A 13,936-nucleotide genomic window follows, 5' to 3' on the forward strand; every position below is an offset into this window, starting at 1 on the left:
ACCCAGCAAAACGCCGGCGCCTCGGAAGAAATGTCGGCAACGTCTGAAGAGCTCGCCGCCCAGGCAGAAGAGCTTCAGGCCTCGATCGCCTTCTTCCGGATCGACACCGCACACACGCGTCAGGCGCAGGCGGCGCCCGTCCGGCAGGCCGTGCGCCCTGCGGCCGCAACCAAGACGGCGCATGCTCCGGCACACAAGCCCGCGGGCCACACCGTTGCCGCCCAGCAGGCCCGCGCCAAGGGCTTCGCGCTCGACATGTCGATGGGCGGCCCCGACAGCGAAGATTCCGACTTCCGGCAGAGCGCATGACCATGATCTCCAACGACGCTGAATCCCAGTTCGTGACGTTTGCGCTCGGCGACGAGGTATTCGCAGTGCCTGTCGGCGTGGTCCGGGAAATCCTGGACCACGAGGACGCCTTCAAGATCCCGCATGGGCCGAGCTACTTGCTCGGCCTACGCGACGTCCGCGGCCAGGGCGTTCCCATCGTCGATCTCCGGCTGCGTCTGGGCATGCCGGCGACGGAGAAGACGCCGCACACCCGTGTCCTTGTCCTCGACATCCCGCTGGGACAGCGCATTCTCACCCTCGGTCTTGTCGCGGACAAGGTCTTCGAGGTCACGCCGTTCCGGCAGGATGCGATCGAAAGCGCCCCCGACATCGGTGTGCGCTGGCGCTCCGAATATATCGAGGGCGTCGTTCGTCGGCAGGGCGATTTCGTCGTCGTCATCAACCTCGCCCAGCTATTTTCCGACAGTGGGCCCGCTCTTGCTTCCGTAGCAAACAACGCGGCCGCCTGAAGAGGCTCCACACAGTGTCTGCAGCAACCGCCTTGGCCTATCACGACCGCCTGAGTTCGCGGAACTTCAAGCGGCTGTCCACCTACATCTTCGACTACAGCGGCATCAAGATGCCGCCCAGCAAGATCACGATGCTGGAGGGTCGCCTGCGCCGAAGGCTCCGGGCGACCGGCTTCAACACATTCGACCAGTATTGCGACTTCCTGTTCGACAGGGACGGGCTCGCACGCGAGTCCATTTACCTCATCGACGTCGTCACCACCAACAAGACCGACTTCTTCCGCGAACCCAACCATTTCGACTACCTTCGCGACGTGGCGCTGCCCGACCTGAAAAGCAAGGGCGTGCGGCGCATTCGCACCTGGAGTTCTGCCTGCTCGATCGGCGCAGAGCCCTACACGATGGCGATGGTCTTGGAGGATTTCCGCCAGAACTCCGCCGGCCCGGACTATTCGATCCTGGCGACCGACCTTTCGACCGAGGTTCTCGACCGTGCCCGCCGCGGCATTTTTCCCTCCGAAATGGCAGAGCCCGTTCCGCAGGAAATGATGCGCCGCTACGTAATGGAAGCGAAGGATCCGAGCCGGCGTGTCGTACGCATTGCACCGCATCTGCGCACCAAGGTGGGCTTCATGCGGCTCAACCTGATGGATCCGCTCTACAAGGTCGGCGAGCCCATGCACATGATCTTCTGCCGCAACGTGCTCATCTACTTCGACAAGAAGACGCAGGTGCAGGTGTTGACGCGGCTGTGCGAGTGCCTGCTGCCCGGCGGCTATCTCTTCATCGGCCATTCCGAATCGATCACGGCGATGGACCTGCCCGTCCGCCAGCTTGCAAACACCGTATTCATCAGGGAATGAGCATAGTGACCGCCCGAAAAGTTCGTGTCCTCGTCATTGACGATTCCGCCAGCGTCCGGCAGACGCTGACGTCCGTTCTCCAGTCCGATCCGGAAATCGAGGTGATCGGCACCGCCTCCGACCCGTTCATTGCGGCGAAGCGTATCCAGGAAGAAATTCCCGACGTCATTACCCTCGACGTCGAGATGCCGCGCATGGACGGCATCACCTTTCTTCGCAAGCTGATGTCGCAGAAGCCGATCCCCGTCGTCATGTGCTCCTCGCTTACCGAGCAGGGGACGGAGACACTGATGCAGGCGATGGAAGCCGGCGCGGTCGATGTCATCCTGAAGCCGAAGATTGCCGCCGCCGACCATCTCGCCGAGCAGGCGAGCCGCATCTGCGAGGTCGTCAAGAGCGCAGCCCAGGCCCGGCTGCGCCAGCGCCCGACGGGCACCGCCCGGTCCGCCTCGGCGTCGGGTCCCGCGCAAAAACTGACCGCCGACGTGATGCTGCCGCCGCCTTCCGGCAAAGCCATGGCCCGGACGACCGAAATGGTGGTCTGCGTCGGCGCATCGACCGGCGGTACGGAAGCGCTGCGGGAAATGCTGGAAAAGCTGCCGGCCAATTCGCCCGGCATCGTCATCGTTCAGCATATGCCCGAACGGTTCACCGCCGCCTTCGCCCGCCGCCTCAATGATCTCTGCGAAGTCGAGATCAAGGAGGCTGCCGACGGCGACCCGGTGCTGCGCGGCCATGTGCTGATCGCGCCTGGCGACCGCCACATGCTCCTCGAAAGGCAGGGAGCCCGCTATCACGTCTCGGTCCGCACGGGGCCGCTCGTCTCGCGCCATCGCCCGTCCGTGGACGTGCTGTTTCGCTCTGCCGCCCGCTCTGCCGGCTCAAACGCCATGGCAGTGATCATGACCGGCATGGGCGACGACGGCGCCCGCGGGATGCTCGAGATGCACCAGGCCGGCGCCTATACGGTCGCACAGGACGAAGCGACATCCGTGGTGTTCGGCATGCCGAAGGAGGCGATTGCGCGCGGCGGCGTAGACCGCATCGTGCCACTTGGCCAGATCGCCCCGGAAATCCTTGCGGAAGACCGCAGACGCTAACGGCGAGGCGGCGGATTTACCGCCAGTTAACCATGTTGGCCGAATATCAGCCGGCACCATGGGGTAGGTGCTTCGATACGAGCGATGATTTGCTCTGCAGAACAGTGCGAGGTTCGCCGATGCCCACCATCACATTCGCCAATACCAAGGGCGGCGCCGGCAAGACCACTGCCGTTCTTCTGCTCGCCACCGAACTGGTGCGTCGCGGCAACCGCGTCGCAATCGTCGATACCGACCCGCAACGCTGGATCTCCCGCTGGTTCGAAGGCGCAGAGCCGGTACAGAACCTGACCGTGGCAACCTACGTGTCGCTGACGGCACTGGCGCGAACGATCGCCGAGTACCGCCCGAAAAGCGACTATGTGATCGTCGATCTCCCCGGCGCACAGTCGCCGCTGCTCGCCACGGCTCTGGGACTTTCGGATTTCGTCATCATCCCGATCCAGGGCAGTTCGATGGACGCGCAGGGCGGAGCGCAGGTGCTCGAACTTCTCGGCTATCTCGACCGCAAGGCGCAGATCAGCATCCCGCACGCAGTCTTGCTGTCGCGCGTCAATTCACTTGTCACCACCCGCGCCCTGCAAGCTGTGAAACAGCTGCTTTCCGAGCGCCAGGTCCGCATGCTGGACACGCCGATCATCGAGCGTTCGGCCTATCGCGACATGTTCGAGTACAAGACCTTCCTCCACCGGATGAACCCGGACAGGGTCAGCAACCTCGACAAGGCCATCCTCAACGCCGAGCGCTATGCCGACGAGGTGGAGGCGCTGGTCGTCCCGCGCTTCGTGCCGATGCAGATGGCAGCCTTCGCCCACGCAAGCGCGGCTTAAAGCGCTCCTGTCTCAAAAGAGGGCATCGTCGAAAAACTCTTCGTCGCTCTGCGTCGAACGCTCTTCGGACGGATCGGAGGTTTCCTGCCCGTCCGCGGGGAAGATCGCCGCATGGATGTTGCGCTCGTGGACCATCGTATAGATCGCATAGATCCGGTTGCTCAGGTCCGCGCTTGAAGGCGGCGGGGCAGGGGTGCCGGCATCCATCGCCATTTCTCCGGCGATCGCGACGCATTCGTCGAGCACCTCGCCAAGGCTGTTTTCGAAGTCGAGCGAACGCACGGCCGCCGCAATGCGGCTGAAGACCGCATTTCCTTCTTCTCCGAGGGCTGCAAGGCTCTGCTCCATTTCGTCGGAGACGGCCGCAATCGCATCGCGCGCATTGGCCAGAGGCAGGCCGATGTCTTCAAGATGGCTGCCGGAGCCGGAGTTCAGCGCCTCGGCCGCCCTTTCCACACGATGCATCCGATCGACAACCTCGTCGGCGGGCGTCTCCAGCTTGGCAGCGAAGTTGCGCAGTTCGCCGCTGACGACGTTGACGGACCGGCCTTCATCGCCCAGGCGCGAACACCGCAGGTTGGAATTCAGCGCCATGTAGCTGATATCGGTCTTGATGCCGCGGATCGTCTCGATCGACGTGATGAGCGAGTGGACGGCTCCGACCACGGAACCCGCCAGCGCGGTCGACTGTGCGCTGCGTCCCTCGACGCCGTGCACGAGCTCGCAAGCGTGGCCGAGATCGCGGTTCATCATCACGAGCACGCGCCCCCCCTCTGCAGAGCGAGATCCCGACAGGTCTTCGCGCAGCGCAAGGATTCGGGAAGCGTCGGAGCTGAAGGACGAGATTGTGGTAAAGATGCTTGCGCACTTCTCGCGGAATTCGGAAAGCGTCTCATCGAGCTGCGCATAGGCCAGGTGGAAGACGGCCGCCTTGACGCCCACATGCTCCGCGTCGGAAAGTGCGCGTCCGTCATCGGTGTCCGCGTACTGGTCGAGCATCACGAAGCTCTGCTGTACATGTTCGATCCGCTGGCGCGTGATGTCGCCGATCTGCAAAGCCGAGAGGGCGGTTGCGATCTTGCGCTGCACCGCCTCGGCGACGCTGCGTGCCTCGGTGGCGATCTTGGCCATCTGTTCATGCTGTGTCCGCATGCGGCGGGCATTTTCGCCAAGATTGGCGACGATCTCCGGGATCGTCTTGCGGAAATCGCCCAGGATGCCGGCAGCAAGGCCACGAGCATTCCCCAGCTCCGTCTGCATCTTCTCCAGTTCGACGGCAAAATGATTGATCTCGTCGGCGCCCGAATGGATGCGGTCGCGGATTTCGTCGGCGAATTCGGCAAACTCGGAGATACCCGCGCCCGTGATCTTCACCGTCGTCGCAAAGACCTTCAGGTAGCGGAACGTCTCACGCATGTCCTCGACGTGGCGGAAGGCGTCGGCGCACAGCTGGGCGATCTCGTCGAAGGAATCATGCCGCGCAGCCGCAAGGTCAGGCAGCATCGCCAGCTCCGAAACGGTCCGCTCCAGGCCCGCGATGGTCGAGTCGGCCGTATCGGCATCGAGTGTCTGGGTGAATCGGTTCAGTGTCCCGATCAGGCCGGTGACCATCTCCATGACCGACACCAGTGTCGATCCGCCCTCCAGAAATGCGGTCTCGATACGCTTGTGAGCGACCGAAAGCCGTTCGTCCAGCGAGTCGCTTAACGAGACCGCATGCGAAGATGTCTTGAGTGCCAGTGCCACGTTCCCGCCCCGCCAATTTGTTACAATTGCAGATGTAGGGACAAAGGCGAAACGTCCGGTAAAGACGCAGCCTTAACAGTTTCCTGCGCTCCGCCCCCAAGCGTCTTACGGACGGGGCCTGCGTAGGGAGAGGCCCCGCTGGTCGTTTTTCATTGAACTGCGAACGAGACCAACACTGTCTTCGCGTCTGCAAGTTATGCGGCGGCAGCACCGGTCATGATCGCGACGACGTCGTTCATCGAGTGGGACTGGGGCGTCACCACCGCAGCACGGCGGCCGAGGCGCATGACGTGAATCCGGTCGGCGATCTCGAAAACGTTCGGCATGTTGTGGCTGATGAGGACGACGGGCAGGCCGCGCTCGCGAATCGACCGGATCAACTCCAGCACCTGCCCCGTCTCGCGCACACCCAGCGCTGCCGTCGGCTCGTCCATGATGACCAGCTTGCGGGCGAAAAGTGCGGCGCGGGCGACGGCGACGCCCTGCCTCTGTCCTCCCGAAAGCGCCTCGACCGCATTGCCGATGGAGGGCAGCCGGAACTTCAGCTCGCTCATTGCACGGCGGGCCTCCTCGCGCATCCGCTTCTTGTCCAGCCGGCGGAAGACGCTGCCCAAGACGCCCTGGCACCGCAGCTCACGGCCGAGAAACAGGTTGGACGCGATGTCGAGTGCCGGCGCCATGGCGAGGTCCTGGTAGACCGTCTCGATGCCGGCGTGGCGCGCGTCGAGCGGCCCCTTGAAGTGTACCGGCGCGCCGTCCAGCAGGATTTCGCCGCTTGTGGGGTGAACGGCGCCGGTCAGCGCTTTGATCAGCGTGCTCTTGCCCGCGCCGTTGTCTCCGACCACGGCGAGGATTTCGCCCGCCCGCAACTCGAAGTCGACGCCGTCGAGCGCCGTCACGTGGCCGTAGGTCTTCACCACGTTTCGCGCTTCGAGAACGACGCGGGAAGTGGCGTCCGGGGCAACCCTGGTCAAGCTATCGGCGGACATCAGCTTCTCCTCCGCGACATCTGGTCGAGCGCAACGGCAATGATGACGAGGATGCCCGTCACGAGGTCCTGCCAGAGCGGATCGATGCCCGCGAGCGTCAGTCCGTTGCGCAGCACGCCAACGATCAGGGCGCCGATCAGCGTCCCGATCAGGCCGCCCCGGCCGCCGAACAGGCTGGTGCCGCCGATGACGACGGCGGTGATGGAATCGAGGTTTGCCGTCTGCATCGCATTGGGATCGGCGTTGGGGATGCGGCCGAGCGCCAGCCAGGCAGCGACGCCGTAGATAAAGCCGGCGAGCAGATAGACGGAAAGCAGGTGGCGGCGAACCGGGATGCCGACGAGGCGCGCTGCCTCCGGATTATTGCCGATGGCATAGACATGCCGGCCCCATTTCGTCTGGTTCAGCAGGTACCAGACGAAGCCATAGAGGGCGAGCATGATGAGGATGCCATAGGTCAGCACAAAGCCGCCGACCTTCATCGTATTGCCCGTCCAGGCAAGGAAGGGGTCGCGGACCGGAAAGGCGCCGCCCTCCGAAATCAGGCGCAGGGCCGCCGTCAGAATGCCGAGGATGCCAAGCGTCACGATGAAGGGAGGCAGACGCAGGCCGGCGATGAGCGAGCCAGCCGCCAGTCCGGCACCGGTGCACAGCAGAACGGCGATACCCATCGACAAGACGGGATCATAGCCGAGATTGACCAGTTTCCCGGCGACGATGGTGCCCAGCACGCAGATCGCTCCGACGGCAAGGTCGATACCCGCGGTCAGGATCACCAGCGTCTGCCCGATCGCGAGCGTGCCGATGATGACCGTCTGCTGCAGAATGATCGAGATGTTCTGGGTCGCCAGGAAGCGCGGATTGGTCAACGCGAAGATGACGCAGAACCCGACGAGAACCAGAAGTGGCCCGACGGAAGGCGTCCCCAGGATGCGGGCCTTGAGGCTCGGCGTGTCCTGCTGCGATGCAATGGTGGCTGTGCTCATGAAAACCTCATGCTTCACGGAAACCCTGCAGCCGGCCCGTTTCCGCCGGCCACATGGCATGCTGGAGGCAACCAGGCCCCGAAGCTCGGAAACCGACGGATCGGCCTAAAAACTCCGGAACACAGGGCCGCCCGATCAGTCGACACCCCGGTCGGGATCATGGCCCGCCGGATGCGATCCACGCTTTCGCAAGGACGCACCGGTGGCCATGATCCCGCTTGGGAGGCCGGCGATCAGTCGCCCCAGCAGTTTTCGAGGCCCCATGCGGTGTCCTTGGATTCCAGTCCGTCCACCGGCTTGTCGGTGATCAGGAACGAACCGGTATTGACGAACCCGCTCGGCTTCTTGCCCGAAGACGCGTATTCGACCACGGCATCGACACCCATCGAGGCCATCTTGTAGGGGAACTGCATGACCGTTGCGGCGATCTTGCCATCCTTGACATCCCGCACCCCGGCGCAACCGCCGTCGATCGAGGTCAGCATGACGTCGCCTTCCTTGCCGAACGCCTTCAGCGCCGCATAGGCGCCGGCGGCCGCCGGTTCGTTGATCGTGTAGACGGCATTGATGTCGCCGTTCTTGGACAGCAGGTTCTCCATGCCGATCTGGCCCTTGTCCTGCGCCCCGTTGGTGATGGCAGCGCCGGCGATCGACGGATCGCCTTCGGCGATGCCGAAGCCTTTCAGGTAGCCGTCATGGCGGAAGGTATCGACCGTGCCGCCCGGCGTGCCGTCCAGCATCGCCACGACCGCCTTCTTGTCGCCCATCGCCTTGCGCGCATAGGCGCCCTGCTGCACCCCGGCTTCGAAATTGTCGGTTGCGAAGGTCGCGTCAACGGCCTCGGCGGGATCGGTAGCGGTATCAAGCGCGATAACGAGAACGCCAGCATCGCGGGCCTTCTTGATGACGTCGAGCATGCCCGACGAGTTGTTCGGCGTGACAAGGATCCCCTTGGCGCCAGCGCTGATCAGATCCTCGATGGCAGCAACCTGACCTTCATTGTCGCCGTCGAACTTGCCGGCGCGGGCGATCAGCTTGGCACCCTTTTCCTTCGCGCGGGCTTCTGCGGCCTGGCGCATCTTGACGAAGAACGGGTTCACCTCGGTCTTGGTGACGAGGCCGACGATGACCTCTTCCGCCGAAGCGGTCGATACGCCGAGCATGAGGCCAATCGCGCTGATGCCGGCAAACAAGCTATTGAAGCGCACGGGTGTGCGACTGCTGCGAAACGACATGAAAACCTCCCAAATTCAACGATCCCGCACAGCTTTTCGCTCCGCGGCCCTAGCCTCTCCTCAAAGGCCGATTGGGATTAGCTCATCTCTTTTGGATAAAGTCAAATGATATAAAGATAGTTTTGTATATTTTTGTTCAAAATATACAAATCATCCCTGCGGTGCTGCGCGCAGACGCCGCAGGGCATGCATGCTTACCCGCAAGGCGCTCTGTCCACACAGATCGCGATAGATTTCGTAGCCGGACCTGTAGGCATCCGCGTGGGCCGGTCGCGGAAGCGTATGCGTCATCGCCCGGGCGCCGAAGCGCGACGCTCCTTCCGTGTAATCGGCGACGACACCGCCCGCCACGGCGCCATGGATCGCCGCTCCAACCGCCGTCGCGTTCTCGATCTGTGGAATTTCAATCGGCTGCCGGAGAGTGTCGGCCATGATCTGGATCAGCAGGGGATTGGCGCGCGCCAGACCGCTGGTCATCAGCACCCGATCCGGCGTCAGCCCGTTGTCCATGAAGAGGTCGAGCACACTTCGCGCTCCGAAGCACAGGGATTCGATCAGCGCCAGATAGATTTCGGCGGCTGTCGTCTCCCGCGTCATCCCGACCAATAGCCCGGCCAGATTGCCGTCCGCAAAGGGCACGCGATTGCCGCCCCACCAATCCAGCGCCACGAGGCGGCCCGCTGCAGGGCCAAGGTCGGCCGCCTCGCCATTGTAGGCTTCGAAACTCTCGGCCATGTTTGCGCCCCGCGGAAACGTCCTGACGAACCAGCCGAGCGTATCCCCGAAGCTGGCCTGGCCGGCCTCGTAGCACCACAGGTTCCGCATCGATCCGTCGAACGCCATGCCCTCGATACCCCGAGGAAGCGGGGCAGGCTCGGCGCCGAGATAGAGATAGGCCGCAGACGTGCCGAGCGCCCCGACGAAACAGCCGGATGCAGTCGCGCCGATCGCCGGCAGAACGACATGGGAATCGATGACAGCGACAGCGACGATGGCGTTCCCCTGAATACCCGTTCGCGAACGCCACTCCTGCGAAAGCGGGCCAGCAGCAGATCCGACGGGCAGGGGCGCCGAAAGACGACTTTCCAGGCCATCGACCAGCCCCACCGGATAGCCTCTCGCCACGCTGTACTGCGCCTTGTAGGCGGCAAAGCCGAGGCCGCGCGCCTCCTTGCCAGTCAGTTGCCAGACGAGCCAGTCGCCGCCCTCGATGAAGCGCTCGGTCGCAGCCCAAATCTGCGGGGCTTCCGCCGCAATCTGGGCAGCCTTTGCCAGCAGCCATTCGCCGGAAACGCGTCCGCCGAAATTGTCGAGAAACGGCCCACCCCGGGCATTGATGGCGTCGGCATAGCACTGGGCATTGTGCTTCCAGAGCTTCACATAGGCATCTGGTTCATGGGGATAAAGCCGCGACAAGGGCGTTCCGTCCGAAAGCGCCGGCAGCGGGGAGCTTGCGGTAAAGCCGATGCCGATGCCTTCCACCAGCCTCCCGCGACCAAGTCGCGACAGGATTTCGACGGCCGCCTCCACATAGTCGTCGGCGTCCTGAAGCGCGAAGTTCGCAGGCAATGGCGTGCCGTCCCCCAGGCTGCGGGTCATGATGCCGCTTCGGTAGGCGTGGACGTGGCTACCGACCTGCGCACCCGTCGCGGTATCGATCAAGACGCCGCGCGCCGACTCCGAGCCGTAGTCCAGCCCGACGATGTACGACTTTGTCATGTCATTCCTCCCGCGCACACGGCGCGCAGTGCATATCTATATAAAAGCGACCATATTTGTCTATCTTATGTAAGATTTTTTACATAATAATTGTCCCACTCTGCAGGAATGCCTTTATCTCTGCACGCTTTGCCGCTAGAGCGGTCAATCAACGGAAGAGGTGAATGGGAAAGATGCCAAACAGCGCAGATCTGGCGGCACTCGAGAATGCCGGAGGCATCCTGTCGCTGATTGCGACCGGGGCGGCGTCCTCACGCGCCGAGCTGTTGCAGGCGTCCGGCCTATCCCGCGTGACCGTTACCCAACGCCTCAATGCATTGATGGCCTGCGGACTCGTGCGCGAGACCGAACGGACGCTGCCGAGCGGCGGCCGCCCGACCCGGATGCTTGCAGTCAACGCCGCCGCCGGTTTCATGCTGGTCGCCAACATCGGCGAAACCCACATCCATTTAGCCGCGATGGATCTTACCCCCGCCGTCATCGTCGAGCGCACGCTGCCCTTCGATATCGAGAGCGGGCCGGAAGCCACGCTGGTTCAGATGGCAGAAGCGTTTGCCCTCCTGGCATCAGAAGCAGGGAAAAACGACGCCCCGCTTCTTGGAATAAGCCTGAGCCTGCCGACGCCGGTAGACTTCAAGCGCGGTCGGGTCGTGGGGCCGTCGGTGCTGCCCGGCTGGGATGAGTTCGATATCATCGGCCGGCTCCACGATCGCTTCGTCGTCCCGGTTTATGTCGAAAACGACGTTAACCTGATGACCATCTATGAGTACCGGCGGAATTTCCCCGCGGCCGACGATATCCTGTTCGTCAAGATCGGCACGGGCATCGGTAGCGGCATGATTGCCGGCGGCCGCATCTTCCGTGGCGCACAGGGTGCCGCCGGCGATATCGGCCATATCCAGTTTCCCTCCCCGGACGCCCCGCTCTGTCGCTGCGGCAAATTCGGCTGCGTCGAGGCGCGCGCTGCGGGCTGGGCGATCGCCCGCGACCTTTCAGCCCGGGGTTTCGTGGCCGAGACGGCGCGCGACGTGATCGATCTCGTCGAACAGCAGAAGCCGGAAGCGATCATGCTGCTGCGTGCCGCAGGGCGGACGATCGGCGAAGCCGTCTCGGACGCGGTCAGCATCCTCAATCCGAGCCTGATCGTCGTCGGCGGCACACTTGCCCGCGGCGGCGATTTTCTGCTCTCCGGCATTCGCGAACTCGTCTACCAGCGCTGCCTGCCGCTTGCCACGCGCGACCTGTCGATCGTGCTCTCCGGTTCGCGCGAAGACAGCGCGATCTTCGGTGCGGCCTATCTGCTGCTCGACGACGTCTTCTCGCCGGCCCGCATCGAGGCGCTCATGAAGCGCTTCCTGAAGATGAAATCCGAACCGCGATATCTCGACGCGGGATGAAAGAGCATCTCAGCCGCCCAAGAGGGGCGCACCCGCCAGGCGGCGCGACGAAACGATCGTCACCTTGCGCTCGGCCGCCCGGAGCGATCCGAGCGCGTCCTGCGTGATGCCCTCGTCGGTAATGACCTCGTCGATCTCGGAAATATCCGAGAGCGTGCAGAAGCCGGGCGCAGTGAATTTAGAGCTGTCCACAAGGAGGATGGTCTTGCGGGCAGAAGCAATCATTGCGCGCTTCAGCGAGGCGACCTCGAGCGACGTTTCCGTCAGAAGGGTACCGGTCACCGCAGACGCGCCGGTCATGCACAGATCGGCATGCAGTGTCTTGATGAAGCTCTCGCCAGGCTCGCCGGCCAGATGGCGATAGCCCGGGCGCACCGTGCCGCCGGGCAGGATGATTCGCCAGGATTTGATATCGGCGGCGAAGTCGGCGATCTCCAGACTGTTCGTAACCACGGTCAGCGGCAGGTCCCGCTCCGCCGCCGCCCGGACAGCCTCCATCACGGTGGAGGAACTGTCGAAGATCACGCTGTCGCGAGCGCTCAGCCTTTGCGCAGCCTCGCGGCCGATGGCAACCTTCTCGGGATGCTGCAGCGCCGCGTTGACGGTCATCTCGCGCTCGAAGGTCGCCCGCATCGGCTGCAGCAGATGGGCGCCACCATGGGTACGCTCGAGATAGCCGCGCTCCACCAGATGTTCCAGGTCGCGACGCACCGTCGACTGCGAACCACCGATCGTATCGGCCAGTTCCTGGATACTGGCCGCGCCGTTGACGCGAAGGTGCTCCAGAATCAGTGCCCGGCGCTTTGCCGGGACGATGTCGACGCGCTTGCTGGGAGACTCCATGCTTCACCTGGCTGGTGGACGGCCCTGCGGCCGGCCGATTGCGGATCAAATTCCGCCAATCTCTATCAAATTCCTTCGCCGCAATCTACCATCGGGAGGCAGCGATCGAGCGCATTCACGCCTGATGGAGTGCAGGGCGAACTGCGGCATTGCGATGTCGGCCGAGGATGAGCAGGCAGCCGGCGGTAAAGCTGTCGCCAAGGCCGAGCGTCGTGGCGGGCTTTTCCACATAGGGTGAAGCGCAGGCGACGAAAGTCCACCGACCCTTGCGAACGAAATTTTCGAACGGCACCGGGTGGAATTCGGCTGCGGGATCGGTGGCGATCGTCCCGGCAGGCGCACCATGCGCCGCCCGGGCGCTGGCGATCGCGCAGCCCGCCATCAGCGCCAGTTCCTCTTCCTTCGGATCGTTGACCGTCACAGCGGCAGCCCAGGTGTCGGCATGGACACAGACCCGCTCCAGACCGAGCCGCTCACCGAGCTCCAGCAGCGCTTCCATCGGATGATGCGCCTCGGGGTCCATGGCGAGTAGCTCCGAGTGGCTCATGCCGAGCGATGTGATGGCGCCGCCCGCTTCCGCAAGCACGTCTTCGATCGCCTGCCGCGTCGCATAGCCGGCCAGCTCGAAGTGAATTGTTGCGAGGCCCGCCGCCTTCCAGTCGCGACTGAGAGCGAAGACATGGCGGCTGGATGTCCGAACCTTATCCACGGCCACGTCGTTCAGCCCGGACAAGAGACCGGCCGCGGCCGAAGACGCCAGACGGCGGGACATCGCCTCGAATTCTGCATCAAGCTGGATGCCACGGTCGCAAAAGCGGACGATCACCCGTGAGGAGCGGATGGGCACGATGCCGCCGATCGGCCGGCCGGCAGTAAACTCGAATATGAAAATCTCCGGTATGTGCGAGCCGCGAACGGATACGGTATCGGCGGTCTTCAAGGCGCCCTTCTCGGCGAGCAGGACGCCTTTCGGGATCTCGCGCAGCATGGCCGCGTGACGATCCTCGACGGCGACCAGCGACCGGACGCCGAGCTGTCCGAGAACCCAGGCCGCCTGCGGTCCAGTCCCGCCCAGGGCAAAACGGAGCTTGAGGCGCTCCCGGAGCCATGCCGGGCCGTCCGCCCAATCGAAGCGCACCTCGCCGCCGATGCCGCGTCCGGCGCGCGCAAGCAGCAGACTGGCAAGCTGCCCCGCCGGGCTCTCTGCGGGCGCGTCCAGAAGCGGCTGGATATCCTGCATGTCGACGCGTGCATCGATGCAGGCGCTTATGCCACAGAGAAAGAGCCCAGCCTCGGACAGGGCCGCCCTGCCGAGGGGACCGGTCTGCGGCTCGGACAGGGCGGCATAGCGGTCCGCCCACGCCCCGTTGAAGACGTCACCCATTGCCGCGCACTCCTCCTCACCCGGCTACGCCGTCAATTGCTATC

At 63.9% G+C, this 13,936-nt stretch carries 12 protein-coding genes and 1 pseudogene; 6 read left to right on the forward strand and 7 right to left on the reverse strand.

Going from position 1 to position 13,936, the window contains the following annotated elements:
* The 5 genes and pseudogenes from CRO48_RS32795 to CRO48_RS04295 all read left to right on the forward strand — a co-directional run.
* Positions 1-309 (forward strand): annotated as a pseudogene (locus CRO48_RS32795) (methyl-accepting chemotaxis protein); the annotation flags it as partial.
* Positions 306-800 carry a chemotaxis protein CheW gene (locus tag CRO48_RS04280; protein WP_407071887.1) on the forward strand — a complete coding sequence of 165 codons (495 nt, stop codon included), beginning with the start codon at positions 306-308 and terminating at the stop codon, positions 798-800. The pseudogene CRO48_RS32795 and the gene CRO48_RS04280, both read left to right, overlap by 4 nt.
* Positions 801-814: 14 nt before the next feature.
* Positions 815-1,663 (forward strand): CheR family methyltransferase, encoded by an 849-nt coding sequence (locus CRO48_RS04285; protein WP_245423421.1) that lies wholly within the window; start codon positions 815-817, stop codon positions 1,661-1,663.
* Between the two features lie 5 nt (positions 1,664-1,668).
* On the forward strand, positions 1,669-2,763 hold the full coding sequence (locus CRO48_RS04290) for a protein-glutamate methylesterase/protein-glutamine glutaminase (protein WP_245423422.1): 1,095 nt from the start codon (positions 1,669-1,671) through the stop codon (positions 2,761-2,763).
* A gap of 119 nt (positions 2,764-2,882) precedes the next feature.
* Complete coding sequence (locus CRO48_RS04295; RefSeq protein ID WP_097136636.1) at positions 2,883-3,593, forward strand: ParA family protein; 711 nt, start codon at positions 2,883-2,885, stop codon at positions 3,591-3,593.
* 12 nt (positions 3,594-3,605) lie between these two features.
* Here CRO48_RS04295 and CRO48_RS04300 read toward each other — a convergent pair whose 3' ends face one another.
* The 5 genes from CRO48_RS04300 to CRO48_RS04320 form a co-directional block, all read right to left on the reverse strand.
* Entirely contained in the window at positions 3,606-5,339 is a 1,734-nt protein-coding gene (locus CRO48_RS04300; protein ID WP_097136638.1) for a chemotaxis protein, read from the reverse strand.
* A gap of 194 nt (positions 5,340-5,533) precedes the next feature.
* Entirely contained in the window at positions 5,534-6,328 is a 795-nt protein-coding gene (locus tag CRO48_RS04305; RefSeq protein ID WP_097136639.1) for an ATP-binding cassette domain-containing protein, read from the reverse strand.
* Positions 6,328-7,314: an ABC transporter permease gene (locus tag CRO48_RS04310; RefSeq protein WP_097136781.1), complete on the reverse strand. Its 987-nt coding sequence runs from the start codon at positions 7,312-7,314 to the stop codon at positions 6,328-6,330. The genes CRO48_RS04305 and CRO48_RS04310 overlap by 1 nt, the downstream gene beginning before the upstream one ends.
* 233 nt (positions 7,315-7,547) lie before the next feature.
* Positions 7,548-8,549 (reverse strand): substrate-binding domain-containing protein, encoded by a 1,002-nt coding sequence (locus CRO48_RS04315; protein ID WP_097136641.1) that lies wholly within the window; start codon positions 8,547-8,549, stop codon positions 7,548-7,550.
* A gap of 150 nt (positions 8,550-8,699) precedes the next feature.
* Positions 8,700-10,268 carry an FGGY-family carbohydrate kinase gene (locus tag CRO48_RS04320; RefSeq protein WP_097136643.1) on the reverse strand — a complete coding sequence of 523 codons (1,569 nt, stop codon included), beginning with the start codon at positions 10,266-10,268 and terminating at the stop codon, positions 8,700-8,702.
* A gap of 164 nt (positions 10,269-10,432) precedes the next feature.
* Between CRO48_RS04320 and CRO48_RS04325 the strand changes: the two genes are divergently transcribed.
* A complete protein-coding gene (locus CRO48_RS04325; RefSeq protein WP_097136645.1) occupies positions 10,433-11,665 on the forward strand; it encodes an ROK family transcriptional regulator in 1,233 nt (410 codons plus the stop codon).
* Positions 11,666-11,674: 9 nt separating this feature from the next.
* On the opposite strand, the gene CRO48_RS04330 is transcribed toward CRO48_RS04325, so the two are convergent.
* Together CRO48_RS04330 and CRO48_RS04335 are read right to left on the reverse strand one after the other, a co-directional pair.
* Positions 11,675-12,508, reverse strand: a complete 834-nt coding sequence (locus CRO48_RS04330) for a DeoR/GlpR family DNA-binding transcription regulator (protein ID WP_097136646.1) — start codon at positions 12,506-12,508, stop codon at positions 11,675-11,677.
* 115 nt (positions 12,509-12,623) lie between these two features.
* Complete coding sequence (locus CRO48_RS04335) at positions 12,624-13,892, reverse strand: ADP-dependent glucokinase/phosphofructokinase (protein WP_097136648.1); 1,269 nt, start codon at positions 13,890-13,892, stop codon at positions 12,624-12,626.
* Positions 13,893-13,936: the final 44 nt, after the last annotated feature.

The organism is Rhizobium subbaraonis (genome assembly GCF_900220975.1).
Lineage (GTDB): Bacteria > Pseudomonadota > Alphaproteobacteria > Rhizobiales > Rhizobiaceae > Mycoplana > Mycoplana subbaraonis.

Bases quoted from the DNA above. Each gene is read 5' to 3' on its own strand.
- CRO48_RS04320 (WP_097136643.1), bottom strand. From the start codon at position 10,268: ATGACAAAGTCGTACATCGTCGGGCTGGACTACGGCTCGGAGTCGGCG.
- CRO48_RS04330 (WP_097136646.1), bottom strand. From the start codon at position 12,508: ATGGAGTCTCCCAGCAAGCGCGTCGACATCGTCCCGGCAAAGCGCCGG.
- CRO48_RS04305 (WP_097136639.1), bottom strand. From the start codon at position 6,328: ATGTCCGCCGATAGCTTGACCAGGGTTGCCCCGGACGCCACTTCCCGC.
- CRO48_RS04280 (WP_407071887.1), top strand. From the start codon at position 306: ATGACCATGATCTCCAACGACGCTGAATCCCAGTTCGTGACGTTTGCG.
- CRO48_RS04295 (WP_097136636.1), top strand. From the start codon at position 2,883: ATGCCCACCATCACATTCGCCAATACCAAGGGCGGCGCCGGCAAGACC.
- CRO48_RS04335 (WP_097136648.1), bottom strand. From the start codon at position 13,892: ATGGGTGACGTCTTCAACGGGGCGTGGGCGGACCGCTATGCCGCCCTG.
- CRO48_RS04325 (WP_097136645.1), top strand. From the start codon at position 10,433: ATGGGAAAGATGCCAAACAGCGCAGATCTGGCGGCACTCGAGAATGCC.
- CRO48_RS04315 (WP_097136641.1), bottom strand. From the start codon at position 8,549: ATGTCGTTTCGCAGCAGTCGCACACCCGTGCGCTTCAATAGCTTGTTT.
- CRO48_RS04310 (WP_097136781.1), bottom strand. From the start codon at position 7,314: ATGAGCACAGCCACCATTGCATCGCAGCAGGACACGCCGAGCCTCAAG.